Consider the following 26,086-nt stretch of genomic DNA (forward strand, 5'->3'; position numbering starts at 1 on the left):
AATAGGGTCCTGCTCCGTGGTTGAAGTCGTGTTGAACAAGGTCGAGCCGCTTATCGGTCGGCTGGTGGTGGTCGGTCTCGGGCTGATTGGCGGTTCGTTCGCCAAGGGGCTACGCGAAAGCGGCCTCTGCCGTGAAGTGGTCGGCGTTGACCTGGACCCACAGTCGCGCAAGCTGGCGGTGGAGTTGGGGGTTGTCGACCGCTGCGAAGAAGACCTGGCTGCGGCCTGCGTTGGTGCAGATGTCATTCAGCTGGCCGTGCCGATCCTGGCCATGGAAAAGCTCCTGGCTCGACTGGCGCAACTTGACCTGGGGCACGCGGTGCTGACCGATGTCGGCAGTGCCAAGGGTAATGTGGTGCGTGCGGCGCGTGAGGCGTTTGCCAAGCAGCTGGCGTACTTCGTGCCCGGGCACCCGATTGCCGGTTCCGAGCAGAGCGGGGTGGAAGCCTCCAACGCCGCGCTGTTCCGTCGCCATAAAGTGATTCTCACGCCGTTGGCCGAAACCGACCCTGCTGCGCTGGCCCTGGTTGACCGGCTGTGGCGTGCGCTGGACGCCGATGTCGAGCATATGCAGGTCGAACGCCATGACGAAGTCCTGGCGGCGACCAGTCACCTGCCGCACCTGCTGGCCTTTGGTCTGGTCGACTCCCTGGCCAAACGCAATGAAAACCTGGATATCTTCCGTTACGCTGCCGGTGGTTTCCGCGATTTCACAAGAATCGCCGGAAGCGACCCGGTCATGTGGCACGACATATTTCTCGCCAACCGCGAAGCTGTTCTGCGCACACTTGATACATTTCGCAGCGACCTCGACGCCTTGCGCGACGCGGTCGATGCAGGGGATGGGCATCAATTGCTGGGCGTCTTCACGCGCGCCCGGGTTGCCCGCGAGCATTTCAGTAAAATCCTGGCCCGCCGGGCCTATGTGGACGCTATGAACTCCAACGACCTGATTTTCCTGGCAAATCCTGGTGGCCAACTGTCTGGCCGAATTCGTGTACCAGGTGATAAATCGATTTCCCATCGCTCGATCATGTTGGGCTCCCTGGCCGAAGGCACCACTGAAGTCGAAGGCTTCCTTGAGGGTGAAGACGCGCTGGCGACCCTGCAAGCGTTCCGCGATATGGGCGTGGTTATCGAAGGCCCGCACCATGGCCGGGTGACCATTCACGGTGTTGGCCTCAATGGTTTGGAGCCGCCGCCGGGGCCGATCTACCTGGGCAACTCCGGTACCTCCATGCGCCTGCTGTCTGGCCTGTTGGCAGCGCAGCCGTTTGACACCGTGTTGACGGGCGATGCCTCGCTGTCCAAGCGCCCGATGAACCGTGTGGCCAACCCGCTGCGGGAAATGGGCGCGGTCATCGAGACCGCCGCCGAAGGTCGTCCGCCGATGACCATTCGTGGCGGGCACACGCTCAAGGCCCTGACCTACACCCTGCCAATGGCCAGCGCCCAGGTGAAATCCTGCCTGCTGCTGGCAGGCCTGTATGCCGAAGGCAAGACCACCATCACCGAGCCTGCGCCGACCCGTGACCATACCGAGCGCATGCTGCGTGGTTTCGGCTATAGCGTTAATGTTGACGGCTCGACCGCTTCCCTGCAGTCCGGCGGCAAGCTGACTGCAACCCATATCGAAGTGCCGGCCGATATTTCCTCGGCAGCCTTCTTCCTGGTGGCGGCGTCGATTGCCCAGGGTTCCGAGCTGGTGCTTGAGCATGTCGGTATCAACCCGACCCGTACTGGCGTCATTGATATTCTGCGCCTGATGGGCGGCGACATTACCCTGGATAACCAGCGTGAAGTCGGCGGCGAGCCGGTGGCCGATCTACGCGTACGGGGGGCTAAACTCAAAGGTATCGATATCCCTGAGCACCTGGTGCCGCTGGCGATCGATGAGTTCCCGGTACTGTTCGTCGCTGCCGCCTGTGCCGAAGGCCGCACCGTGCTGCGTGGTGCCGAAGAGCTGCGGGTCAAAGAGTCCGACCGCATCCAGGTTATGGCCGATGGCCTGCTGACCCTGGGTGTGAAGTGCGAGCCGACTCCGGACGGTATCATTATCGACGGCGGCCCGATTGGTGGTGGCGAAGTGCACGGGCATGGTGATCACCGCATTGCCATGGCCTTCAGCGTCGCCTCGCTGCGCGCCACCGCGCCAATCCGTATTCATGATTGCGCCAACGTCGCTACGTCCTTCCCGAACTTCCTGGCCCTGTGCGCCGAAGTCGGGATTCGTGTTGCTGAAGAGGGCAAGTCGTGAGCATGAATGCGCCGGTCATCACCATCGACGGTCCAAGCGGTTCGGGTAAAGGGACCGTTGCTGGCCTTTTGGCGCGCGAGCTGGGCTGGAAGCTGCTGGATTCGGGCGCGCTGTACCGTTTGTTGGCCTTCGCAGCCAGCAACCACGGCGTTGACCTGACCAACGAAGAGCTGCTGGTCAAGCTGGCGGCGCACCTGGATGTGCAGTTCATCGCTGCTGAGCCGGGCAAGTTGCAGCAGATCATTCTCGAGGGTGAGGATGTCAGCAACGTCATCCGTACCGAAACCGTTGGTGCCGGGGCCTCGATGGTCGCGTCGCTGCCAGCGGTACGTGATGCCTTGCTGCAGCGTCAGCGGGCATTCCAGGAGGCGCCGGGGCTGATTGCCGACGGCCGCGACATGGGCACGGTGGTGTTCCCTGACGCGCCGCTGAAGGTTTTCCTGACCGCCAGCGCTGAGGAACGAGCTCGCCGCCGTTACTTGCAGTTGAAGGCCAAAGACGAAGATGTTAGTCTGTCGAGTCTGCTAGATGAGATTCGTGCGCGTGATGAGCGCGACACCCAGCGCGCAGTGGCCCCGCTCAAGCCGGCGGCCGATGCGATTCAGCTGGATTCCACGGAGTTGTCCATCGAGCAGGTGTTGCAACGCATCAAGAGCGAGATCGCCCAGCGCGATATCGCCTGATGACCAGGGAGGCAGGCAGGGGCACCAGTCAACGTCCTGTCGGCTTTCCTTTATATGAACGAAACCCACATTGTCTGGAATGTGGCTGATGGGCGTATGTCTCGCCCTAATTTACAGGAATTAAAATGAGCGAAAGCTTTGCAGAACTCTTTGAAGAAAGCCTGAAAACCCTCAATCTTCAGCCGGGTGCGATCATCACCGGTATCGTTGTCGACATCGACGGCGACTGGGTTACCGTACACGCTGGCCTGAAGTCCGAGGGCGTCATCCCGCTCGAGCAGTTCTACAACGAAGCTGGCGAGCTGACCATCAAGGTCGGTGACGAAGTTCACGTTGCGCTGGACGCGGTCGAAGACGGCTTTGGCGAAACCAAACTGTCCCGTGAAAAAGCCAAGCGCGCCGAGTGCTGGATTGTTCTGGAAGCAGCTTTCGCCGCCGAAGAAGTGGTCAAGGGCGTTATCAACGGTAAGGTTAAAGGCGGCTTCACTGTCGACGTTAACGGTATCCGTGCGTTCCTGCCGGGCTCCCTGGTTGATGTCCGCCCAGTGCGCGACACCACCCACCTCGAAGGCAAAGAGCTGGAATTCAAGGTCATCAAGCTGGACCAGAAGCGCAACAACGTTGTCGTTTCCCGTCGCAGCGTCCTGGAAGCCGAAAACAGCGCCGAGCGCGAAGCTCTGCTGGAATCGCTGCAGGAAGGCCAGCAGGTCAAAGGTATCGTCAAGAACCTCACCGACTACGGCGCATTCGTTGATCTGGGCGGCGTTGATGGCCTGCTGCACATCACCGACATGGCCTGGAAGCGTATCAAGCACCCATCGGAAATCGTCAACGTTGGCGACGAGATCGATGTCAAGGTTCTGAAGTACGATCGTGAGCGTAACCGTGTATCCCTGGGTCTGAAGCAACTGGGTGAAGACCCATGGGTTGCTATCAAAGCGCGTTACCCAGAAAGCACTCGCGTAATGGCGCGTGTAACCAACCTGACCGACTACGGCTGCTTCGCAGAGCTGGAAGAAGGCGTGGAAGGCCTGGTACACGTTTCCGAAATGGACTGGACCAACAAGAACATCCACCCTTCGAAAGTCGTACAAGTCGGCGACGAAGTGGAAGTTATGGTTCTGGACATCGACGAAGAGCGTCGTCGTATCTCCCTGGGCATCAAGCAGTGCAAGTCGAACCCATGGGAAGACTTCTCTGGCCAGTTCAACAAGGGCGACAAGATCTCCGGCACCATCAAGTCGATCACCGATTTCGGTATCTTCATTGGTCTGGACGGCGGCATCGACGGTCTGGTTCACCTGTCCGACATCTCCTGGAACGAAGTGGGCGAAGAAGCCGTACGTCGCTTCAAGAAGGGCGACGAGCTGGACACCGTGATCCTGTCGGTTGATCCAGAGCGTGAGCGTATCTCCCTGGGTATCAAGCAACTGGAAGACGATCCGTTCTCCAACTACGTTGCTGTCAACGACAAAGGCGCTATCGTCAAAGGTATCGTTAAAGAAGTTGACGCCAAGGGCGCTATCATCACCCTGGCCGACGACATCGAAGCCACTCTGAAAGCTTCCGAAATCAGCCGTGACCGCGTTGAAGACGCGCGTAACGTTCTGAAGGAAGGCGAAGAGATCGAAGCTAAGATCATCAGCGTTGACCGCAAGAGCCGCGTGATCAGCCTCTCCATCAAGTCGAAAGACGACGCTGAAGAGAAAGAAGCCATCCAGAGCCTGAAAGAAACTGCTCCGGAAGCTGCTGACACCACCATGGCCGCGCTGCTGCGTCAGGCAATGGCCAAACAGAACTAAGTTCTGCTTGGATCTAAAAAAGGGCGACTTCGGTCGCCTTTTTTTGTGCCTGCGATTTACCGTTGATCCAGGTTCACTGCGTGCCTGTAACCCTTGCACCGACTGGGTTTACCAAAGTTACCGACGAAGTGTCGTGAGGTTTCCTTGTAGGGGGGCAAAACAAGATTCCTCGATTAAGTCAATAACCACCCTGTTCAAAACCCTCAGGTCATGCTAAAAACAATGAAGCAATGATCTAGCTGCTTGATAAAGAAGGGAAAAATATGACGAAGTCGGAGCTGATCGAACGTATTGTCACCCATCAAGGGCTGCTCTCATCCAAGGATGTAGAGCTGGCCATCAAGACCATGCTTGAACAGATGTCCCAGTGCCTGGCGACCGGAGATCGCATCGAGATCCGTGGCTTTGGCAGCTTCTCCCTGCACTACCGCGCCCCGCGGGTAGGGCGTAATCCCAAGACCGGTCAGTCCGTCAGCCTCGACGGCAAGTTCGTACCGCATTTCAAACCGGGTAAAGAACTACGCGACCGCGTCAATGAAGATGAAGAGCATGAAGGTCAGCATGCGCAGTAGCCATTGCCAGGGAGAACCTGATGCGTAACCTCAAACGCGCCTTGGCGGTGCTGTTTATCCTGGCATTGGCAACGCTGGTGCTGTTTTTTGTTCTGGAAAACCAACAAACCGTGGCCTTGGTCATGTTCGGCTGGTCGGCGCCGGCAATGCCTGTGGCGGTGCCTGTGTTGGCAGCGTTGTTGGTGGGTTTGGCGATAGGGCCGTTGCTGGGTGCTTATGGTGTCCTGCGCAGCAAGCGTCGATTGCGGGCTACGCTTTAAACGGATTGCCTTTCAATGCTTAGAGATTTTTCTCACAGAACGCCGAGATTTAGCCGGGAGAGGTTCTTGAGTGGCGGTGGGAAAATAGCCCCCTTTTTTGCCAGCCTGGAGCGTACCTCACATGAGGGGCTATCCCTTCCTCTCACATCATGGTGCCACCCGCGGCATCACCGGCTCCTGCCATCAGCTCCATGTGGATGAACACAGCAGTTTGCTGGTGGATTGCGGTCTGGAGCAAGGTGCAGAGGTGCAAGCGCCGGCGGATGGACAGCAACTGGGCTTTAGCGTCCAAGGCATCGAGGCGCTGATCGTCACCCACGTTCACCTTGACCATGTTGGCCGCATACCGGCATTACTGGCGGGTGGGTTCCATGGCCCGATACTCTGTAGCGAGCCTTCTGCACGCTTGCTGCCTTTGGTGCTGGAAGATGCTTTCAGGCTTGGCATCAGCAGCGATCAGCTTCAAGTGTCGCGCTTTATCGAGCGTATCCAGCAGCGCATTGTGCCTTTGCCCTTCGGCCAATGGCATCCGTTGATCGATCGGCAAGGCGTCAAGTGCCGCATTCGTTTACAGCGCGCCGGCCATTTGTTGGGATCGGCCTATGTCGAGTGCGACGTCGAGGATGTCGCTACCGGCAGTGAGACGCGCATTGTGTTCTCCGGTGATTTGGGTGCCCCCTGCAACCCGTTGCTGCGCAACGTAGTGCCGCCCGAGCGTGCCGACATCCTGGTACTGGAAAGTACCTATGGTGATCGTTTGCATGCTGATCGCAGCCAGCGTCAACAGCATTTGGAAGCTGTCATTGATCGTGCACTGACCGACCAGGGCACCATCATGATTCCGGCTTTCAGTCTGGGGCGGACCCAGGAGTTGCTCTACGAAATCGAAGACATCCTGTACCGCAAGGCGTTGTTGAAAGAAGAAGAGGGCGCACCAGATAGCGAAGTCGACCCGATCCGGGCCATGGACTGGTCCGAGCTGCCGATTATTCTCGACTCGCCCTTGGCGCAGCGCGTCACCCAGGCTTACCGAGACTTGCATCAGTACTGGAATAACGAAGCCAGGCAGCGACTGAGTGAGGGGCGAGCGCCATTGGGGTTTCGCCAGCTCATCAGCATTGATACCCACGCCAAGCATCAACAAGTGGTCAATTACCTCAAGAGCACCGGTCGTCCGGCGATTGTCATCGCCGGCAACGGCATGTGCTCGGGTGGCCGAATCGTCAATTACCTCAAGGCCATGCTTGGTGATACGCGGCATGAGGTGGTGTTTGTCGGGCATCAGGTGAAAGGCACACCGGGGGCGGCGATCCAGGCGAGTGGGCGTACGCCGAGTAATACCCTTATCGAGCTGGATGGGCAGGGGTATGAAGTGCGAGCGAAGGTTATTAGTTTGACCGGTTACTCCGGGCATGCGGACCAGGCGGGGTTGCTGGCGTTTGCCGTGGGCATGAACCAGCCGCCAAGTGAAGTGGTGCTGGTGCATGGGGAGGGTAGGGCGAAAAAGGTGTTGGCTGCTGCGCTGCAGCGACGTTTTAGCCAAGCGGGGTTGGAGGTGGAGGTAACCATTCCAGGCGCTGGTTAGCCGTTCGGCAGAGAGGCGGATGATGGTCGGATTGAATGGAACTTATTGCGCTTTTGGGGGCTCTATCTCAGATTGTAAATTCAGGCGCGTGAGGCCGATGAAGCAAGGTGCAGATCTTGCGAGCAGGATGGCAGAATGACGCTACGCTTCAGGGGTGGGAGGGTGTAAACCGCCTGGTTCTGAGGTGACGAGATCGACGACGGCACGGCGACGGTGCCCTTAAGTATGAATGCAGTTAGACGGATCCAAGGAAAATTAGAATAAATGCGCAATGAACCTGAGCGCCGTAGTGGTGATGATGAGATTGATTTGTTTGAGCTGATCGAAGGGGTGTGGCGTCAGAAGGTATGGGTGCTGTTGGTAGCTGCACCGATCATGGCCATAGGCATTGCATATGCATTTTTGGCCACGCCGGTTTATGAAGCGAAGCTGTTCGTTCAACCTCCGTCACAAAATGATATAGCTCAGTTGAATTACGGCCGTGGTGAGGGAACCGGGCTCGCTACTCTGGCGGTCAAGGATGTGTACGATGTGTACGCCAAGGCATTACTGTCGGAGGCGGTGCGGAGCAAGTTCTTCCGTACCGTTTACCTGCCGACCTTGAGTGAGGAGGAGCGCAGTGGGTCCAAGGATACCTTGTACAGTGAGTTCGGCAAGCTGCTCAATGTAGCGCAAGCTGGCAAAGACACGCCTATTCGCTATGTGATTACCGCCAATGTTGAGAGTCCTGAGCAAGCCGCGAGTTGGGTGACAGCTTATGCTGAGATGGCTGCGGAGCGTGCGAAGCAGGAAGTGTTGAAGAGCAATCGGAGTGAGATGTTGGTCAAGGCGGACAACATTGAGCAGCAGGTCGCTGGGGCAAAGGCTAGTGCTCGCAAGGAGCGAGAGGATATGATCGCTCAGCTAAAGGAGGCACTGGTGGTAGCAAAGTCTATCGGTTTGGAGAAGCCACCATTGATCTCCGGCACCCTGTCAGCCGAAGTGTCGGCGGGAATGGACGGTTCGTTAACCTACATGCGGGGGAGTAAGGCGCTTGAGGCGGAGATCGCAAACCTTGAGTCGCGCTCTTCCGATGATCCATTTATTAAAGGGATGCGGAAGAAGCAGGAGACGTTGACCTTCTACCGAAACCTTAAGGTTGACCCTTCGATTATCGCCGTGTATCAACAAGATGGTGTGGTAGAGCAGCCGGACAAGCCGATCAAGCCGAGAAAATTTATCATAGTCGTGTTGAGTTTGGTAGCTGGATTAGCATTAGGTTTGGTTGCGGCGCTGGGCCGTGATGTGTGGATTAGGCGAAAGAAAGTATCTGCATAGCGGCGAATTGCCATGATAGCAAAGGAATTGCACGACGCTCTGTCGTTGGTCGACGGATGGTGCGAGAATAGCGCCCCCGTCATCGCACGACATGGAATGTACTGAGGGATGGATACCTGCCAGGGTATTCCAGAGTCTGAGGATGCCTGTCTGAGGTGAGACCTACCAATAGCAGATAGGCTTTGTTGTGACCATAGCTTCCCGTATACCAGCAGTAGCTCAGGATGAGATCGATCTTTTCCACATTCTAGGGACCCTTTGGCGGCGCAGGATGTTAATCCTTACAGTGGCGCTTTTGGGGGCAATATTGGGGGGGGGGTATGCGTTTCTCGCTACGCCAGAGTACGAAGTGAGCACTGTTCTGCGTCCAGCTGCATTAAACGATTTGGATGCTTTGAATCGCTCCCAAGTCTATTCTTTACCCCCTAGTAAGGCCTTAGTCCGCGTAGGCGCAGCCTTGGATTCCTACGATACGCGCTTGAATTATTTCCGTACCAAGCCAGACTTGATAGATGCGTATACCCACTCGGGACAAACGCCAGAGCAAGCTTTTTCCAACTTTAACGAATCGTTAGTGCTGATGCAGCCCAATCCTAAAAAGGCGGACCTTCTGTCTGCTTTTATTGGGCTGAAGATGCGCTATAAAGAAGGGGTGGATGGTACTGCCATTCTTAACGATTTCGTTTCTTTCACTATCGATAGTGAGCGCGCTCAGCTTACGAAAGACCTTAAGATTATCGTTAATAATCGCTTGGAGGAAGTTGCTGAAAAGCTTGACTCCGCTCTAAAGGAATATGAAGCGAAGAAGGAAAGCAAAATTGCTCGTCTAAAGGAAGTTGATGCAATAAAACGAGCAGAACTTCAAGACGAATTGAAGGCGTTGCGCGTGGAGTTGAGAATGCGTCGTGAGGCGCGTTTGGTCCAGCTTGAGGAGGCCATCAGTGTTGCACGAAGCCTTGGCTTGAAAAAACCTGCAACCCCATCCTCTATGGCAGAGGAGGTAGTGGGGGCGAGTAATGTTGTTCGCACTGAGGTGAATAGTCAGCAGGTGCCGCTGTACTTCATGGGATCTGATGTTTTGGAGGCTGAGCGAAATACCTTGCGCAAGCGTGTTTCTGATGACTTTACTGCCCCTCGAGTGGCACAAATCCGTAAAGAAATGCTGATGCTGACATTCAATCGCAAAATTGAGATGCTTAAGGCACGAGAGAATGAGGTTGTCTTCCTGGAAGGGATTGAGGAACTTCGAGCAGAGCGTGCCCGGTTAGAAAGTATAAAGATGGATATGCAACAGTTACGTATGGTCATTGTTGATCAGTCTGCCGTACCTCCTACCAAACCAGTTGCACCGCGCAAGACTCTTATTGTACTTGCAGCAACGGTGGGAGGGCTGCTGTTTGGATTGTTTATTGCATTAATGCGCGGGATGTTCAAAACTCATCTCCGTCAAGTCAAAATTCTGGAGCTTCAAGGTGAGGCTGCACGAGTCGATATGCCTCAGACTACTCACGCTTAGTGCTGGTTAGAATTTTGCGATTTTAGATAGTGAACTAAGTGTTGGTTGTTTCTTGTGTTAAATGTCGCTAAGTATTCTTGGGATGGTAATTTAGAACTCTCTATGCCGAATACTAAGTGGTCGAATGAAGCGCTTGGTGGAGCTGAGGAACTGATTTAATTAAGGTGCGCTCGAAGTTCTCCTTCGAGCGCAATTGTTGACGGTTACTTAGTTCTGGAGTTCAGTAAAGTGCATGCCAGGTCATAGTGTATGAAAGTAACGACGAAGGCAAAGGAAGGTACTTTTTAGATGAATTTATATTGTCGCTGACTGTATTGTGTGAGGTTGTCAGGTTGCTGAAAGTCTAGCTAAATAGTCGTGATGCTATTGGTATAAATAGATACATATCATGTATTTCTCCTTAGGCGACTCGTAAAATCTGTTTTTCCAGTGGTTCAGTTTTTACCTGATTGAGGTAGGATGGTATTCCTTGGCGCGGGAATGTGATTGTCGATTGGAAATCGGGAGTTGATGACCTGAGATGACCAGAATCACCAACCTTCTGAAAGGCATGAACGTCGATTCAATGCATTCAAGGCATAATGTTAGGCGGTCGAGGCACTAGGCTCTGTATGAAAAGTTTTGAGACGAAGGTCAGGCAAGGCGGAAACAGCCGAGGAGGCGGAGTTTACGGGTTGTAAATGAGCATTCCGAGGCTGTTTTCTACGCAGCATCACCGAGTATCAAGGCTTTTCGTACAGAGCCTAGCCTTCTAATCGAATCTTGTGTAGGCGATGACCGAACAGGAAGGCTGGGTAGGGCTCGGAGGAGCCTCCATGTCGTATCGCCGGCCAACGATGCTTCGAAAGCATTGGAATCGGCAGAAAAGGGTATGGCGTATGCACGTTAGCGACGTGTCTACATTGAGTAGCTAGCGAAGAAGCGGGTGGGAAAATATGAATTCTGTCAAGTTAAAATTACGTCATAGATGAAGTCTTATAGCTGGTACTTGGTACAGTGCAAACCAAGACAAGATCAACGTGCTGAAGATAATCTGGCACGTCAGGGCTACGAGTGCACTCGACCAAAGTGTAAGCGGGAGCGAGTGTCGCGCGGGCTTCTGCAGGTCAAGATTGAGTCTCTGTTTCCGGGCTACCTGTTTATCCAAATGTCCGACGATTCCAACTGGGCCCCTCTGCGCTCCACCCGCGGTGTAAGTCATGTCGTCAGCTTTGGTGGACGGCCACTGCCTGTCAGTGAAGAGCTAGTGCAGCGCTTTCAACGGCAGGCGGAAATTGAGATAACAACCGGCTACAAGGTAGGCGATAATGTTCGTGTAACCAACAGTAGCTTTGCAGAGCTCGACGCGATCTTCATGGCAATGGATGGTGAAGAGCGAGTTATTTTACTGATCAAATTGCTCAATCACCAACAGCAGGTTAGCTTGTCGTTGGCCGATATTGCTGCACATTGAGCGACGCCCGGTTGAGTCATTGATCGGGGCGGACATGGAACACAACGTTCTCAGGAAATGAACGGTAAATCCTGGGGCGGTAGCGTGCTTTAACTAAATTGGTTTGGGTTTTCTGCTATCAGTGTTGTATTGAAATATTCAGAATTTAATCATGTTTGCGAGCTCAACAAGAAACTTCAATATTGCTCGAGTAATCACAAAAACAAGGAAAGGAAATTTGCAGAATAGTTGGAGATTTATATATCAGATAGTCTGATCGCTGAAAATTCAAATAGTGGCCTGCAAATGCCAGACGCGATTTTCAAGGTCTGGGAAACTACATAAACTCTCACCTTAAGTTGATGGCGAAAGTGATTGTTGATGTCACGTTTAGACGATAATCGGATAGAGAGTGCATACATAACGGTAGGTGAAAATATTAGTCAAAACTTCAACGGTGACAGACAAGCGAATTGTTGGATATTTAGTCTAGTGATGGCTTTTAAGAATGTCTAGCAAGGTCGTTTCAGTAGGTTTTGAGCACTTCAGGATTTTAGTTAAGGAATTATTTATATGAAAACTCTTTGCGTATTTGGTACTCGCCCTGAGGCTATTAAGATGGCACCCTTGGTATTAGCACTCGCTGCTGATGAGCGGTTCGAGGCAAAGGTTTGTGTTACTGGGCAGCACCGCGAGATGTTGGATCAAGTCCTTGATCTATTCGCGATCGAGCCGGATTTCGATCTTAATATCATGAAACCTGGGCAGGACTTAACTGACGTTACCACTGCTATTTTACAGGGCATGAAAGCCGTATTTTCAGAGTTCAAGCCGGATGTAGTTCTGGTGCATGGCGACACAACTACAACGTTCGCAACAAGTATGGCTGCGTATTACCAACAAATTCCTGTTGCGCACGTGGAGGCGGGGCTTCGCACTGGAAATCTATATTCACCATGGCCTGAAGAGGCGAATCGTAGGTTAACTGGAACAATTGCCAATCTGCATTTTGCTCCCACTAAAACGTCTGAAGCTAATTTGCTTCGTGAAGGGGTCAATCCTCAGAGCATCATGGTGACCGGCAATACAGTGATTGATGCACTGCTAGATGTGGTCAAGAGACTTGACCTAGATGCAGGCCTAAAGGCCAAAGCAGCAGAACCTTCAGCTTTCCTCGATCCAAACCGTAGATTGATATTAGTGACTGGGCACCGCCGTGAAAGTTTTGGCGGAGGCTTTGAGCGTATCTGCCAAGCATTGATGGAAGTGGCTCGACAGCACCCTGATGTGGACATTGTCTATCCTGTTCATCTTAATCCTAATGTGCGCGAGCCTGTTAATCGGTTACTGAATGATATTAGCAATATTCATTTGATCGAGCCGCTAGATTATCTGCCTTTTGTACATCTGATGAGTCAGGCATACATAATTTTAACAGACTCTGGAGGTATACAAGAAGAAGCGCCATCCTTGGGCAAACCAGTACTGGTTATGCGTGAAACCACGGAACGACCTGAGGCTATACTTGCAGGTACAGTCAAGTTGGTAGGGACGGAAGTAAGTAACTTGGTTCGGGAGGTTAGTACACTACTTGAAAGTGATGAGGCGTATCAAAAAATGAGTTTCTCTCATAATCCATACGGTGATGGTAAAGCTGCAATCCGGATTTGTGATGCTTTAAGTCGTTTTTTGTAAGGAGGGTATTGTGGGTGCTATATTAATTTACCCTATATTCATAACCTTTTTGCTTGGCCTTAGCTTTCCTCTTTCGTACTATTTTGACCTTAATTTAGTTACGGTGGATGTATTCTTATTGTTCTTGCTGCACCTGTTAGGGTATTTAATTGGTGGGTTATTCTTATGGTTTTCACTTCATAGTCTCAAAAAGAGCCGTGGTATGTCGGTGGGAGTGCCGCTGAGGTACTCAATACACCTTTCACTTTTTGTTGGTATCTTGTTTATAATCTATGCGTACTATCAAATGGGGGGGGTTCCTGCTCTTGCTGAAAATGCTGAAAATGCGCGAGTAGAGATGAAACAGGGTGTAGGTAAGTACATTATATTTGGAGTTGGGTTTATTTATGTGTCTATGTCGTACCTAAGTTCCATGTTTTTTGCTCGCGGAGGCTACGCTAGGTGGGTTTTGTTGCCAATAGTTTGGTTTGTTGTCTCTTTGCTATTGATGGGGATTGGTTACAGATCCTTGTTTTTCTTCTTGCTCGTTCATGTGGCATTGTTTTCTTTGATCTGTCGTGAAAAATTCAACTTCAGAAGCTTAGTGAATGGGAAACTCCTTGTTGGCGGGGCGGTATTATTTTTATTGATGTCTTTGGTAGGATATGCTAGATACAAGTCGGGAGCCGAGGGCTTTGGGATGCTATCTTTATTTTGGCCTCTGATTGTCTATGGTGGGAACATAGAATCTGTATTTGAACTTGTTGGGAAGCAAGGATTTTCGTATGGGTCTAGTTTCATATCAGACATGATCTCCCCTATCTTTGGTGATGGGAAATTCACTGGGCATCAAATTAAAGAAATACTTGGTTTGAAGTTTGACGGCGAAGGCGTAAGTATAACTATAATTGGGGAGGCATATCTTAATTTTGGTTTGACTGGGGTTTTTTTGTCTGGTTTTTTGATCGGGGCTATTATTCTTTTTGTTTCGCGCTTTGTTTTTAGTCACGGTTACTTATACAGAATGTTCTTTGTAATTGTTGTTGTTTTCGTTATCCGAATAATAACTTCTGGAGTGGCGCCGATTTTTTGGTTCTATTTCATACCAGTGGTCACTGCATATCTTTTTGTACTGTCCGGGGCCTTGCTGGAAAAAAAGCTCATCATGAAATAGTGAGAGACTATTCGTATGATTGTAAATGTAATGATTATTTATTTTCTTCGGATGTTTCTGGGGGGGCTGGTTCTTTTTCTGTTCGCGAAATACTCGACCCATTCCGAGTTTGCTGTTGTAGCTCTAGCGTTTACTTTAGGGGCATTGCTACATGTGATGCAGGATTGGGGACTCTTTTATTCAGTTGCTGAAGCATGGAAGGGCAAAAGAAAATTTTATTTAAAGAGTCTTGGGTTGTATAGGGTTCGGCTGTCTATAATTGTTGGGTTTGTTGGCGTATTTGTATTCCTTTTTATTTTGGGTGGCGTGGGGTTCGTTTTTTGGATTTGCTTTATGTTGCAGTCTGTTTGTATCTATGTTGGATATTATTATCGACTGTCCGGCGGCTTAAATAAGGAGCGTTCCAGCTTGGTTTGGGCGGTTGTATTTTTTGTATCTTCTTTTTCTGCTTTTGTTCTAATTGGACATATGTCGGTATTTTCTTTTGCCTTTTCATTGCTTTTCGCAAGATTGATTCAGCTTTTTATGCTTTTGAAAGGCTTTCCTCTTTTGAGTTTTAGATTTTTTAGTTTGAAGAATTTGTTCGGCACACCTAAAATCGATGGAATTAAAGTTTTTTTGAATTATGGTCTTCCTATGTTTGTAGGGTCTATTTTTGTTTTAGCAGACTCATTGGTTGTTAATTTCTTTATTGATGATAGTTCGGCGGCTCTTTATCAGTATGGTTATAGGTTCGTATCGTTAGCAATGGTTTTTTTGGAGATTTTGGTTTTTTTATTTTATTCAAAAATCGACATGAAAGATCCGGTTTTACGTGGTGGTAGCGCTATGTATTTAGGGGCCTGTGCTTCGTTTTTGATTGGGTCTTATGTTTTCTTTACATTGTTTTATGGTCCCGGGTCTTGTTATCTATTTGATAAGGTCTATTGCCAGGCGGGGGAGTGGGGGGAGGAAGTTTTTCTTGTAATTCTTCTTAAAGTTATAATGTCTGCTTGCTCAGTTTATATGCTCGTTTTTTGTTCGGGGTGGCAAAGAATATTTCCGGGCGTGGTAGGGGTTGTTTCTTTGATGTTTTCTTTACTTTTTTTTATGGGTGAAGGAAGTGGCTTGAGTGAATTTTATAAGGTTGTAATAGTGGCAAATTTATTTGCTGCTTTTTTCTCTGTTTTTTTGTTTGTGAGGTTGTCTTTAAGGGGAGGGGTAAAATTTGTCTAGAGTATTACTTATGGGCGGGTTTGGTGGAGATAATCTAGGCGATGAACTTATCTGCTTATCAATGATTTCTTCTCTTGTTAAGGTGTGCTCCGAGGAAGATGTAAAAGTTTTTACTTTCAACAAGGTTGTGTCCAAAAGGAACTTCAAAAATTTCAAAGGGGAGTTTTTGGAGTATTCTTCTGTTTGGGATTTTGTTCAGCTTGTTAAGAATTTTATTCGTTTAAGTTTTTCTCGTAAATTCGAGTTTTTAAAGAGTGATGTTGTTGTTATTGGGGGGGGGGGGTTGTTCTATGAGTATAAAATAGGGCACTTGGTCTCATGGTTTTCAAGAGCTTTGTATCTGCGGCTAAGGAATGTTGATTTCATAATCCATGCTAATAGCTTTCACGCCCCTAAAGGTCGGCTTGGTGCTTTTTTTGTTAAGAAAATTATTGGTTGGGCAAAATTTGTAGCTGTTAGGGATAGGGTCTCGCTTCGGAATTTGCGTTTGTATGGGATCAGTAAAAATATCGGATTGTGCAATGACGTTGTATTCGGTATCCCAGTAGATCGCTCCAAGGTAAGTCGAGCTGGTCTTGGGCGACGAGTCGCTTTTATTCTAAGATATTGGGAGCCTTATGGAAGTTCTCAAATTGATTTTTGGGCAAAGCGAATAAAAGAAATTTTAGATTCCGGGGCGGGTGTAGATTTATTGTGTTTTGACTTGCGAGAGGATGTGTCTTTCGCGAATGCTATTCGAGAGCGAGTTGGCGGGGAAGAGTTAAAAGTGGAGCCTCTCTCTGTAGATGTTGGTATTGAGTCAATACTTTCGGTAATTTCTGATTATGAAAGTATTGTTACAATGAGGTTCCACGGCTTGGTTCTAAGTGTAATGGCTGGTGTTCCAGTTTTGTCTATTGCATATGATGATAAAGTTTTTGGTTTGTGTAGCGAGTTAGGAGTCGAAGATTTTTGTAAGGTATTACGAGGAGATAATTTAGTTTTGCCTGACTTGCCTAGCATGCTTGAGGATGTTCGTTCAAAATCAATGGTTTTTAACGATTCTTGCAAGCGATTAATGGCAGATAAAAGCTATGAGAATTTACTGATTGATGCTATTCGAAGGAGTGGGGAATGAAGGTCCTTTTTCAAAGTAGGGTTACACTTTTTTCAAGCCCAGGTGGGGACACTACTCAAATATTGAAGACGGCAGAATACTTGAGAAAGTTAGCTGTCGAAGTTGATGTTACGACGGAGCTCGAGCCTGATGTTTCTCAGTATGATCTTGTTCATGTGTTTAATCTTCGTAATCCACAGGAAATTTATCTTCAGATAAAAAATGCTAAATCACAAGGTAAGCCGGTTGCACTCTCTACGATTTGGGGTGAGTATGTAGAGTATGATAGATATGCTCGTGGTGGTATATATGGAGTTCTTTCTAATATTCTCGGAAACTATACAATCGAGTATTGTAAGGTTGCAGCTCGAGCATTGTTGAATAGAGAGTATCACAAGGGTACAGTTAAATTGCTAACAACGGGGTATCATCGCCTACAGTTGAAAGCATGCTCAATGGTTGATGTGTTTCTTCCGAACTCAGAGTCGGAGATGAGGCGGGTGGAACATGATATGAACCTTGTAGGTGCAGATTATGTCTCGGTCCCCAATGCAGTTGATGTGAATGTTTTTAATTATGACTCGGTAGCTATTCCTGAAAAATACCTGGCTTTCGATGGATGTCTTTTAAGTGCTGCTCGCATTGAGGGGAGAAAGTGTCAGCTTCAATTGGTCCGGGCCATGGAAGGCTTGCCTTACAAGTTGGTAATAGTAGGTAAGCCCGGGCCTAACGCTTTGAAGTATTATCAGCAGTGTTTGTCCGAGGCGCCTGATAATGTGCATTTTATTGATTATTTGCCTCACGACGAACTACCAGCTCTATATAAGGTTGCTAAGGCACATGCTTTAGTCTCTTGGATGGAGACTCCTGGCTTGTCTTCTCTGGAGGCAGCGGCTATGAAGTGTAATTTATTAATCACCGAGAAGGGTGATACTCGTGATTATTTTGGCGAGTACGCAAGATATTGTGATCCTTCTTCGGTACAAAGTATAAGGCAAGGTGTAGTTGATGTTATGCAGCAAGAGTTTGATCAACGTATGCGTGATAGGACTATTTTGAATTATACGTGGGATAAAACTGCTGAGGCGACTCTTCAAGGTTATAAAAAGGCTATTGCAAAAAGCAAGGTTCATGGTTGACTTGCATTGTCCGCTATGATTGGTTTTTGTCCGACTCATCGAAAAATACCTGAACGTATTGACGTGTATGTTTGAATATCTTGGTATTTTATTTTTGTATGGTTGATGATGGGTTTTGGTTGTGGGCTGTTTTAAATTGGTGGGTCTAGATGGAATATAAGCTTTCTATTTTAGGGGTTCGTGGCATTCCCGCCAGGCATGGTGGCTTCGAGACTTTTACTGAAAAACTTGCACTTTTTCTTGTTGCTAAAGGTTGGGAGGTTACGGTTTATTGTCAAGAGGACGGTGAGGGAGGGGTATGGGAAAGTAACTGGCAAGGTGTGCACCGCGTCCATATTCCGGTAAAACGCTCTGGTGCTGTAGGTACAGTTGTTTTTGACTGGAAGGCTACTTGCCATGCTTTATCAAAAGATGGGCTATTTCTTACGCTTGGCTATAATACGGCCATTTTTAATTTCATGCAGAGAGTTAAAGGTCAAATCAATGTCATCAATATGGATGGTGTTGAGTGGCGCCGGGATAAGTGGGGATTGATCGCCAAAACTTGGTTCTGGCTAAATGAGCGTGCTGGCTGCTGGATAGGCAACCATTTAGTGGCTGATCATCCAAAAATTAAGGAACACTTAGCTACACGGGTACGGACTGAGAAGATCACCATGATCCCCTATGGGGGGGAGGTGGTGAACAGCGCAGATGCTAATCTACTTACTCCCTACGGCATTGAAGCTGGTAATTTCTCGGTCATCATCGCACGACCTGAGCCGGAAAATTCGTTTCTTGAGATGGTTCGCGCTTTCAGTTGCAAGAGACGCCAACACAAATTAGTCGTACTGGGTAACTTCTCACCGGACACTAACGATTTCCATCGGCAAGTCATGGATGCTGCTAGTGATGAGGTGATCTTTCCCGGGGCAATATATGAGGTTGCAGTGGTACAAGCATTGCGTTTTTTCAGCCGCTTTTACCTTCACGGTCATCGTGTTGGTGGTACTAACCCATCGTTGGTAGAAGCTATGGGGGCTGGCTGTGCTGTGATCGCTCACGACAATCCTTTTAATCGCTGGGTTGTTGGTCCAAGTGCCGCCTATTTCAATGATGAATCCACTTGTTCAGCACACTTTGATCTCTTGTTAACAGATGATCAAACTACTTCTCAAATGAAGGTCGCTAGTTATGAGCGTTTTTTAGAGTGCTTTACTTGGGACCGGATTCTGCATGAGTACGAAAAGCTATTGGTTCATTGGTATCCTTGTAAGTAATCTAGTAATGTAGTGATGGGTTTTTTGTACTAGTAAACTTTTCTGATGGTTCGCCACCTAATCGATAGCAATCTCTAGAGGGTGGCAAGCTTCGAAAATAACTTATAATGAAGTTGTTAGTGCTATGTTGTTAGGTTTTTATTTTTGTATTAATTATTTTATACGGTGCCGTAGATATCTTGGTCGTACTAGTGTGGTGTTTCAGAAGCACCAATGAATAATCAAGTGCCCAGCGCTCGTGCTGCACGAGCGGCTGAGGCGAGAATGTCCGTAACCGCTCCATGAACGTAACCGCTCCACAAACCCCACATTCAAAGTCACCAACTGATCCCCGATGCTGTGCTCCCGATTCCTTTCCGGAGCCAGCACCTCATGATGCGTCCCGACGCAAAAGTCGAAAAAGTCTATCTCTACCCCAAGCCCGTCGACTTCCGAAAATCCATCGACGGCCTCGCCGCTCTGGTCGAACTGGACATCAAGGTCGCGGTGTTCGATCCGGTGCTTTTCGTCTTTCTCAACAAACCCCGCAATCGGGTGAAGATTTTGTATTGGGAACGCAACGGCTTTTGCCTTTGGCTCAAACGGCTGGAGTCCGAGCGTTTCAAAACGTCACCGGATTGTTCGGATGAAGCCATCGTGCTGACGGTTCAAGAGCTCAACTGGTTACTTGACGGTTTTGATTTGTGGCGCAACCGTCCGCATCAAGTTTTGACGCCTCGATTTGTCGCCTGATTCGGTATAATCCAGAGCATGATTTCCATGCCCAAAGACCTTCCTGACGACCCTGTTTTGCTCAAGCAACTGCTTGAGCAAATGCTGAGTGAGCGCGAGTCGGATAAGGGCAAGATCGTTCATCTCGAAGAAGAAAACGCGCTGTTGCGTCAGCGTCTTTTCGGGCGCAAGTCAGAGCAGACTGCCGATCCTGCGACCCCGCAAATGGCCTTGTTCAACGAAGCTGAAAGCGTCGCCGAGTTGGTCGACGAAGCGGTTGAAGAAGAGGTCGTAGCGCCGACCAGGCGACGGGGCAAACGTAAGCCTCTGCCCGCAGATCTTCCGCGTATCGAAGTCATTCACGAACTGCCCGAGCACGAGCTGACCTGCGCCTGCGGTTGCCGCAAGCACGCCATTGGCGAGGAAATCAGCGAGCAGCTGGAGATCGTGCCGATGCAAATCCGCGTGATCAAACATGTGCGCAAGGTCTACGGTTGCCGCGATTGCGAAACCGCACCGGTTACCGCAGACAAGCCTGCGCAACTGATCGAAAAGAGCATGGCCAGCCCCAGTGTGTTGGCGATGTTGCTGACGACCAAATACGTCGACGGTTTGCCGCTTCACCGCTTCGAAAAAGTCCTCGGTCGCCACGGCGTCGATATTCCACGCCAGACCTTGGCGCGCTGGGTTATCCAGTGCGGTGAACACCTGCAGCCCTTGCTGAATTTGATGCGCGACCGGCTACTGGAGAGCCGCGTCATCCACTGCGATGAAACGCGCGTGCAAGTGCTGAAAGAACCTGATCGAGAGCCCACCAGCCAATCCTGGATGTGGGTGCAAACCGGTGGGCCGCCGAATCAGCCCGTTATCTTGTTTGACTACTCGACCAGCCGGGCGCAGGAGGTTCCGTCGCGCTTGCTCGAAAGCTATCAGGGCTACCTGATGACCGATGATTACGCTGGTTACAACGCGCTAGGTGTACAACCTGGTATCGAACGTATGGGCTGTTGGGCACACGCTCGACGCAAGTTCGTCGAAGCGCAAAAAGTGCAGCCCAAAGGCAAGACTGGGCGCGCGGATATCGCGCTGAATCTGATCAACAAGCTGTACGGTATCGAGCGAGATTTAAAAGAAGTCGGCGATGAACATCGCTACGAAGGTCGGCAGCAAAACAGTCTGCCGGTGTTGGCGCAGTTGCACGCCTGGCTGGAGAAAACCCAGCCTCAAGTAACCGCGCAGAACGCGCTGGGTAAGGCGATCAGTTATCTGAGCAACAACTGGAACAAGTTGGTGCGCTACACCGAAGCCGGTTACTTGCCGATCGACAACAATACCGCCGAGCGTGCGATCAGGCCCTTCGTTATCGGGCGCAAGAATTGGCTGTTCAGCGACACGCCCAAAGGCGCGACGGCCAGCGCTCAACTTTACAGTTTGGTCGAGACGGCTAAAGCCAACGGCCAAGAGCCCTATGCGTGGCTGCGCCATGCACTTGAGCGCCTGCCACAAGCCTCGAGGGTAGAAGACTTTGAGGCCTTGCTGCCTTGGAACTGCTCGCTCGCATCGCCTTGCTAAGCGCGCCGCCTATTTTTGAATACGTGGGGTTCATGGAGCGCTTAGTGCGCCAGCCAAGCTGGCAGTTGATAAAGGGTGAAAGTCCCTACGAGAGAAGTTATGGCGAAACACCTCGACCCCGAGTCATGCGTTGTGCACCGTGAGGTGTACGGCGAAGCGTTGGCAGGGGAAACCAGCAGGCCAGCCATTGAGCCGCGAAATCATGAGTCCAGGGCGCCGACGCTGTTATGCGAAGCGGAAGGCCACAGTGTGCATGACGATAATCGCAAGCCATGTTTCACGCCCTGCGCGGTCGTAGACCCTGAGCATGCTGGGAAGTCAACTGTACGGAAGCTGGGAGATCTCGTCCGTGTCTGGTCGTGACAAGCCAGACGGGGCAGGAAAGGTCACAAGCCAAAAGCCTGCTGTCTACGCGGATGAGAAGTCGGATAACTCCGTAGTACCTGAGAAGTTGTCGAACAATGGGTTTTGCTCAGCGGAGACAATGGAGGAAAGGGAGTTAGCCAAGGGGAACAGCGAACAGCCTTCCGCACCCCGGACGCAGAGCCGGACAAGTGCGTTGTCAGGGTTGCTCGCTGTACGTCAAGCAGCTCGGCGAGATCGCCGGGTAAAGTTCACGAGCTTGCTGCACCACGTGACGGTCGAGCTATTGCACGAGAGTTTCTACAATCTCAAGCGAGACGCGGCCAGTGGTGTGGATGGTCTATCGTGGCGAGAGTACGAGCAAGGTCTGCTCACAAGGCTGACAGCCTTACACGACAAACTGCACAGTGGCCGCTATCGCGCCCAGCCTGTTCGGCGGGTATTTATCCCAAAGGCAGATGGTAGCGAGCGCCCGCTGGGCGTAACCGCATTGGAAGACAAGATCGTCCAGACCGCAGTCGTGCAAGTGCTCAACGCAATTTATGAGCAGAACTTTCTCGGACTCTCGTATGGTTTTCGCCCAGGTCGAGGGCAACACGATGCATTGGATGCGTTATCGGTAGGAATACAGAACTCGCGTGTTCGTTGGATATTGGACGTGGATATTCGAGCGTTCTTTGACACCATCGATCACGAATGGATGATGTGCCTCCTGCAACACCGAATTGCGGATAGGCGAATGTTAGCGCTGATAGCTCGATGGTTGCGCACAGGTGTTCTCGAAAGTGGAAAGCGCATTCCTGCGAAGCAGGGTACGCCGCAAGGCGCACCCATTTCACCGTTGCTTGCCAACATCTACTTGCACTACGTGATGGACTTGTGGATCAGGCAATGGCGCGAGCGTACTGCACGAGGTCAGATGATTGCTGTGCGATACGCAGACGACAGTGTGCTTGGGTTTGAAAAGCATGAAGATGCATGGAGTTTTCGCCAGGCGTTGGAGGCTCGACTAGCTCAGTTCAACCTGACACTGCATTCAGAGAAAACACGTTTGCTACGGTTTGGCTGGTTCGCGACCGAAGATCGCAAGAAGCGCGGAGAAGGAAAACCGGAAACTTTCGATTTTCTCGGGTTCACGCATATCTGTGACAAAACCAAGAACGGGATGTTTGTGGTTAGACGCGTGACCATCGCCAAGCGTATGAGAACGACAATCAGGGAGATACGGGCGCAGTTACATAAGCGCAGGCATGAGCCCGTCCCGGTAATCGGACAATGGTTGAGCCGTCTGTTTAAAGGTTACTGCAACTACTATCACGTACCCGGTAACACACGGCGACTGGATGCCTTTCGCCGTGAAGTGATCGGTGCGTGGAGGCATGCTCTTAAACGGCGAAGTCAGCGGCACCGTCTGAACTGGGAACGCATGGCTACGTTGGCCCGGCTATTCATACCCTATCCAAGAGAGCTACCAATGCATCCGCATCCCATAACCCGCTTCGGCGTCAAAACCCAAGGCAGGAGCCGTATGCGGTAATTCCGCACGTACGGATCTGTGCGGGGGGTGGCAGGTGACTGCCATTCCTACCGCGACCTTTCAGGTCGACGATATGGGTCGCATAGAGTGCGATCCATGAACCCCACCTATCCAGCCCTTGGGTAGCCGGTTACTGTGGCATCTCTGGCGAGCAGTTCCACGGCAGCAGCGCCTCGTAGTCCTCTACCGACGAGGCATGCGGCAGCCGCTCAAGGACGTGGCGCAGCCACGTATAGGGCTCTTGGCCGTTGGCCTTCGCGGTCTCGACCAAGCTATAGATCTGTGCACTGGCCATGGCGCCCTTGGGCGTGTCGCTGAACAGCCAGGCTTTGCGCCCAATGACAAACGGCCTTATCGCACGCTCCGCCAGGTTGTTGTCGATCGGCAAATGGCCGGCCTCGACATAGCGTTCCAGCCGACTCCAGTTGTTCGCCAGGTAGTGCACCGCCTTGCCCAAAACACTTTGCGGTGTGACTTGGGATTGCGTTTTATCCAGCCAGCTTTTCAGCTGCTGGAGGATCGGCAGGCTTCTTTCCTGGCGACCGATGAACCGCTGCTCATCGCTGGCATCCTTCAGTTCACGCTCGATGCCATACAACTTGTTGATCATCCCCAGCGCGATATCAGCACGCCCGGTCTTGCCCTTGGGCTGCACCTTCTGCGCCTCGATGAACTTGCGCCGCACATGCACCATGCACGCCAAGCGCTCGACACCGGGCTGCAACGCCAACGCGTTGTAACGTATCCGATCCATGAACCCCACATTCCAAGCGAATAGCTGGCAGCTGATGCTGTGCTCCCGATTTCCATCAGGAGCCCATCGCGATGATGCGTCCCAACGCCAGTGTTGAAAAAGTGTATCTGTACCCAAAGCCGGTCGATTTCCGAAAATCCATCGACGGCCTGGCGGCCCTGGTCGAACTGGATATCAAGGTGGCGGTGTTTGACCCGGTACTTTTCGTTTTCCTGAATCGCCACCGCAATCGCGTCAAAGTGCTGTATTGGGAGCGCAACGGCTTTTGCCTTTGGCTCAAGCGCCTGGAGTCCGAGCGTTTCAAAACTTCACCGGATGAACTCGACGAGGCCATCGTGCTGACGGTGCAAGAGCTGAACTGGTTACTGGATGGATTTGATCTATGGCGCAACCGCCCGCATAAGGTTTTGACTCCAAGATTTGTTGCCTGACGGGTATAATCCAGGCCATGAAATTGATGCCTGAAGACCTCCCTGACGACCCCATATTGCTTAAGCAGATGCTGCTTGATGCGCAGGAAGTCAAAGAAGCCTACGCCACCCACATCGTTGATCTGAAAGAACAGATCAAGCTGTTGCGTGACCGTATATTCGGTCGTAAATCTGAGCAGACCGCAGAGCCCAACACGCCGCAACTGGCGCTGTTCAATGAACCCAAAGCGAGCCTATGCTTCCGGTCGGCGATGCTGACGAGGAAGTCGTTGCTCCTGCGCCACGCCGTGGCAAGCGCAAGCCACTGTCGGCTGATCTGCCACGCATTGAAGTCATCCACGAGCTGCCCGAACATGAACTGACCTGTGCCTGCGGTTGCCGCAAGCATGTCATCAGCGAAGAAACCAGCGAACAACTGGATATCGTGCCGATGCAGATCCGGGTCATCAAACACATCCGCAAAGTCTATGGTTGCCGTGGCTGCGAAACCGCACCGGTCACAGCGGACAAGCCAGCACAATTGATCGAAAAAAGCATGGCCAGCCCGAGCGTGTTGGCCATGCTGTTAACCACCAAATATGTCGACGGCTTGCCGCTGCATCGTTTTGAAGCGGTGCTAAGTCGGCATGGCATAGAAATTCCGCGGCAAACGCTGGCCCGCTGGATTATCCAGTGCGGTGAACATCTGCAACCGCTATTGAATCTGATGCGCGACCGGCTGCTGGAAAGCCCGGTCATCCACTGCGATGAAACCCGCGTCCAGGTGCTTAAAGAACCGGATCGAGACCCGACCAGCCAATCGTGGATGTGGGTACAGGCCAGCGGGCCACCGGATCGAAAAGTCGTGCTGTTTGACTACACTTCCAGCCGCGCGCAGGACGTGCCGCTGCGCCTGCTGGAAGGTTATCGTGGCTACGTGATGACCGACGACTATGCGGGTTACAACGCGTTGGCGTTGCAACCGGGCGTGGAGCGCCTGGCGTGCATGGCCCATGCGCGGCGCAAATTTATCGAAGCACAAAAAGTGCAGCCCAAGGGCAAGACGGGGCGTGCCGATATCGGGCTGACGATGATCAATAAGTTGTACGGCATCGAGCGTGAACTGAAAGACGGCAGCGACGAGCAGCGATTTATCGGCCGGCAGGAAAAGAGCTTGGCGATCCTGGCTCAGTTGAAAAGCTGGCTGGATAAAACTCAGTCCCAAGTGACGCCGCAAAGCGTGCTGGGCAAGGCGGTTAATTATCTGGCGAGCAACTGGAGTCGACTGGAGCGTTATACGGAGGCTGGTTTTTTACCGATCGACAACAATGCCGCCGAAAGAGCGATAAAGCCGTTTGTTATCGGGCGCAAAGCCTGGCTGTTCAGTGATACGCCCAAGGGCGCCACCGCCAGTGCACAGATCTATAGCTTGGTCGAGACCGCCAAGATCAATGACCAGGAGCCCTATACGTGGCTGCGCCACGTATTAGAGCGCCTGCCACTCGCGCAGTCGCTAGCCGACTACGAGGCGTTGCTGCCGTGGAACTGCTCACCGGAGATGCCAAGGTAAAACAAAGTCGCACCACTGGGCAGGTGGGGTTCGTGGATCGCTCACGTTGTAACCGGCGTAGTCGTCAGTCATCACGTAGCCGTGATAGCCCTCCAGCAGGCGCAACGCTACCTCCTGCGCGCGGCTGGTGGTGTAGTCGAACAACACAACTTGCCGTTCGGGCGGCCCACTGGCCTGCACCCACATCC

The 26,086-nt window shown here is 51.4% G+C and carries 19 protein-coding genes and 3 pseudogenes; 20 read left to right on the plus strand and 2 right to left on the minus strand.

All coding sequences use genetic code 11. The annotated features are described in order from the left end of the window. The first annotated feature begins 16 nt into the window (after positions 1 to 16). From ACQRAX_RS21190 to ltrA, 18 genes are all read left to right on the plus strand, one after another. On the plus strand, positions 17 to 2,257 hold the full coding sequence (locus tag ACQRAX_RS21190) for a bifunctional prephenate dehydrogenase/3-phosphoshikimate 1-carboxyvinyltransferase (RefSeq protein WP_412041182.1): 2,241 nt from the start codon (positions 17 to 19) through the stop codon (positions 2,255 to 2,257). Between the two features lie 2 nt (positions 2,258 to 2,259). Further along, positions 2,260 to 2,940: a (d)CMP kinase gene (cmk, locus tag ACQRAX_RS21195; protein WP_412041233.1), complete on the plus strand. Its 681-nt coding sequence runs from the start codon at positions 2,260 to 2,262 to the stop codon at positions 2,938 to 2,940. 125 nt (positions 2,941 to 3,065) lie between these two features. Then, positions 3,066 to 4,742, plus strand: coding sequence for a 30S ribosomal protein S1 (gene rpsA, locus ACQRAX_RS21200; RefSeq protein ID WP_038608311.1), 1,677 nt, complete (start codon positions 3,066 to 3,068; stop codon positions 4,740 to 4,742). 263 nt (positions 4,743 to 5,005) lie between these two features. Continuing rightward, positions 5,006 to 5,314: an integration host factor subunit beta gene (gene ihfB, locus ACQRAX_RS21205; RefSeq protein ID WP_412041181.1), complete on the plus strand. Its 309-nt coding sequence runs from the start codon at positions 5,006 to 5,008 to the stop codon at positions 5,312 to 5,314. A gap of 20 nt (positions 5,315 to 5,334) precedes the next feature. After that, positions 5,335 to 5,574: a lipopolysaccharide assembly protein LapA domain-containing protein gene (locus tag ACQRAX_RS21210; protein WP_412041180.1), complete on the plus strand. Its 240-nt coding sequence runs from the start codon at positions 5,335 to 5,337 to the stop codon at positions 5,572 to 5,574. A gap of 121 nt (positions 5,575 to 5,695) precedes the next feature. Continuing rightward, positions 5,696 to 7,159, plus strand: coding sequence for an MBL fold metallo-hydrolase RNA specificity domain-containing protein (locus ACQRAX_RS21215; protein WP_412041179.1), 1,464 nt, complete (start codon positions 5,696 to 5,698; stop codon positions 7,157 to 7,159). A 264-nt stretch (positions 7,160 to 7,423) separates the two neighbouring features. Beyond that, entirely contained in the window at positions 7,424 to 8,476 is a 1,053-nt protein-coding gene (locus ACQRAX_RS21220; RefSeq protein WP_412041178.1) for an LPS O-antigen chain length determinant protein WzzB, read from the plus strand. Positions 8,477 to 8,663: 187 nt separating this feature from the next. Beyond that, positions 8,664 to 9,992 (plus strand): Wzz/FepE/Etk N-terminal domain-containing protein, encoded by a 1,329-nt coding sequence (locus ACQRAX_RS21225; RefSeq protein ID WP_412041177.1) that lies wholly within the window; start codon positions 8,664 to 8,666, stop codon positions 9,990 to 9,992. A 967-nt stretch (positions 9,993 to 10,959) separates the two neighbouring features. Further along, a complete protein-coding gene (rfaH, locus tag ACQRAX_RS21230; RefSeq protein ID WP_412041176.1) occupies positions 10,960 to 11,445 on the plus strand; it encodes a transcription/translation regulatory transformer protein RfaH in 486 nt (161 codons plus the stop codon). Between the two features lie 546 nt (positions 11,446 to 11,991). Further along, a complete protein-coding gene (wecB, locus tag ACQRAX_RS21235) occupies positions 11,992 to 13,119 on the plus strand; it encodes a non-hydrolyzing UDP-N-acetylglucosamine 2-epimerase (RefSeq protein WP_412041232.1) in 1,128 nt (375 codons plus the stop codon). 10 nt (positions 13,120 to 13,129) lie between these two features. Next, positions 13,130 to 14,272 carry an O-antigen polymerase gene (locus ACQRAX_RS21240; protein ID WP_412041175.1) on the plus strand — a complete coding sequence of 381 codons (1,143 nt, stop codon included), beginning with the start codon at positions 13,130 to 13,132 and terminating at the stop codon, positions 14,270 to 14,272. Between the two features lie 15 nt (positions 14,273 to 14,287). Continuing rightward, complete coding sequence (locus ACQRAX_RS21245; RefSeq protein ID WP_412041174.1) at positions 14,288 to 15,487, plus strand: hypothetical protein; 1,200 nt, start codon at positions 14,288 to 14,290, stop codon at positions 15,485 to 15,487. A 10-nt stretch (positions 15,488 to 15,497) separates the two neighbouring features. Further along, a complete protein-coding gene (locus tag ACQRAX_RS21250) occupies positions 15,498 to 16,604 on the plus strand; it encodes a polysaccharide pyruvyl transferase family protein (RefSeq protein WP_412041173.1) in 1,107 nt (368 codons plus the stop codon). Further along, positions 16,601 to 17,722, plus strand: coding sequence for a glycosyltransferase family 4 protein (locus ACQRAX_RS21255; RefSeq protein ID WP_412041172.1), 1,122 nt, complete (start codon positions 16,601 to 16,603; stop codon positions 17,720 to 17,722). Before ACQRAX_RS21250 ends, ACQRAX_RS21255 begins: the two co-directional genes overlap by 4 nt. A gap of 149 nt (positions 17,723 to 17,871) precedes the next feature. Beyond that, positions 17,872 to 18,981 carry a DUF1972 domain-containing protein gene (locus ACQRAX_RS21260; RefSeq protein ID WP_412041171.1) on the plus strand — a complete coding sequence of 370 codons (1,110 nt, stop codon included), beginning with the start codon at positions 17,872 to 17,874 and terminating at the stop codon, positions 18,979 to 18,981. A gap of 372 nt (positions 18,982 to 19,353) precedes the next feature. Next, entirely contained in the window at positions 19,354 to 19,713 is a 360-nt protein-coding gene (gene tnpB, locus ACQRAX_RS21265; RefSeq protein WP_019412232.1) for an IS66 family insertion sequence element accessory protein TnpB, read from the plus strand. A gap of 18 nt (positions 19,714 to 19,731) precedes the next feature. Next, positions 19,732 to 21,264 (plus strand): IS66 family transposase, encoded by a 1,533-nt coding sequence (gene tnpC / locus ACQRAX_RS21270; protein ID WP_412041170.1) that lies wholly within the window; start codon positions 19,732 to 19,734, stop codon positions 21,262 to 21,264. Between the two features lie 349 nt (positions 21,265 to 21,613). Next, entirely contained in the window at positions 21,614 to 23,164 is a 1,551-nt protein-coding gene (gene ltrA, locus ACQRAX_RS21275; protein ID WP_412041169.1) for a group II intron reverse transcriptase/maturase, read from the plus strand. 130 nt (positions 23,165 to 23,294) lie between these two features. Here ltrA and tnpC (ACQRAX_RS21280) read toward each other — a convergent pair. Next, positions 23,295 to 23,909 (minus strand): annotated as a pseudogene (gene tnpC / locus ACQRAX_RS21280) (IS66 family transposase); the annotation flags it as partial. A gap of 80 nt (positions 23,910 to 23,989) precedes the next feature. Here tnpC (ACQRAX_RS21280) and tnpB (ACQRAX_RS21285) point away from each other — a divergent pair. Both tnpB (ACQRAX_RS21285) and tnpC (ACQRAX_RS21290) read left to right on the plus strand, forming a co-directional pair. After that, on the plus strand, positions 23,990 to 24,349 hold the full coding sequence (tnpB, locus tag ACQRAX_RS21285) for an IS66 family insertion sequence element accessory protein TnpB (protein WP_412041168.1): 360 nt from the start codon (positions 23,990 to 23,992) through the stop codon (positions 24,347 to 24,349). Positions 24,350 to 24,366: 17 nt separating this feature from the next. Continuing rightward, positions 24,367 to 25,898 (plus strand): annotated as a pseudogene (gene tnpC, locus ACQRAX_RS21290) (IS66 family transposase). A gap of 45 nt (positions 25,899 to 25,943) precedes the next feature. Here the strand turns inward: tnpC (ACQRAX_RS21290) and ACQRAX_RS21295 are convergent. Continuing rightward, positions 25,944 to 26,086 (minus strand): annotated as a pseudogene (locus tag ACQRAX_RS21295) (IS66 family transposase); the annotation flags it as partial.

Origin of the sequence: Pseudomonas sp. UM16 (genome assembly GCF_050312595.1) — a bacterium.
Classification (GTDB): Bacteria; Pseudomonadota; Gammaproteobacteria; order Pseudomonadales; family Pseudomonadaceae; genus Aquipseudomonas.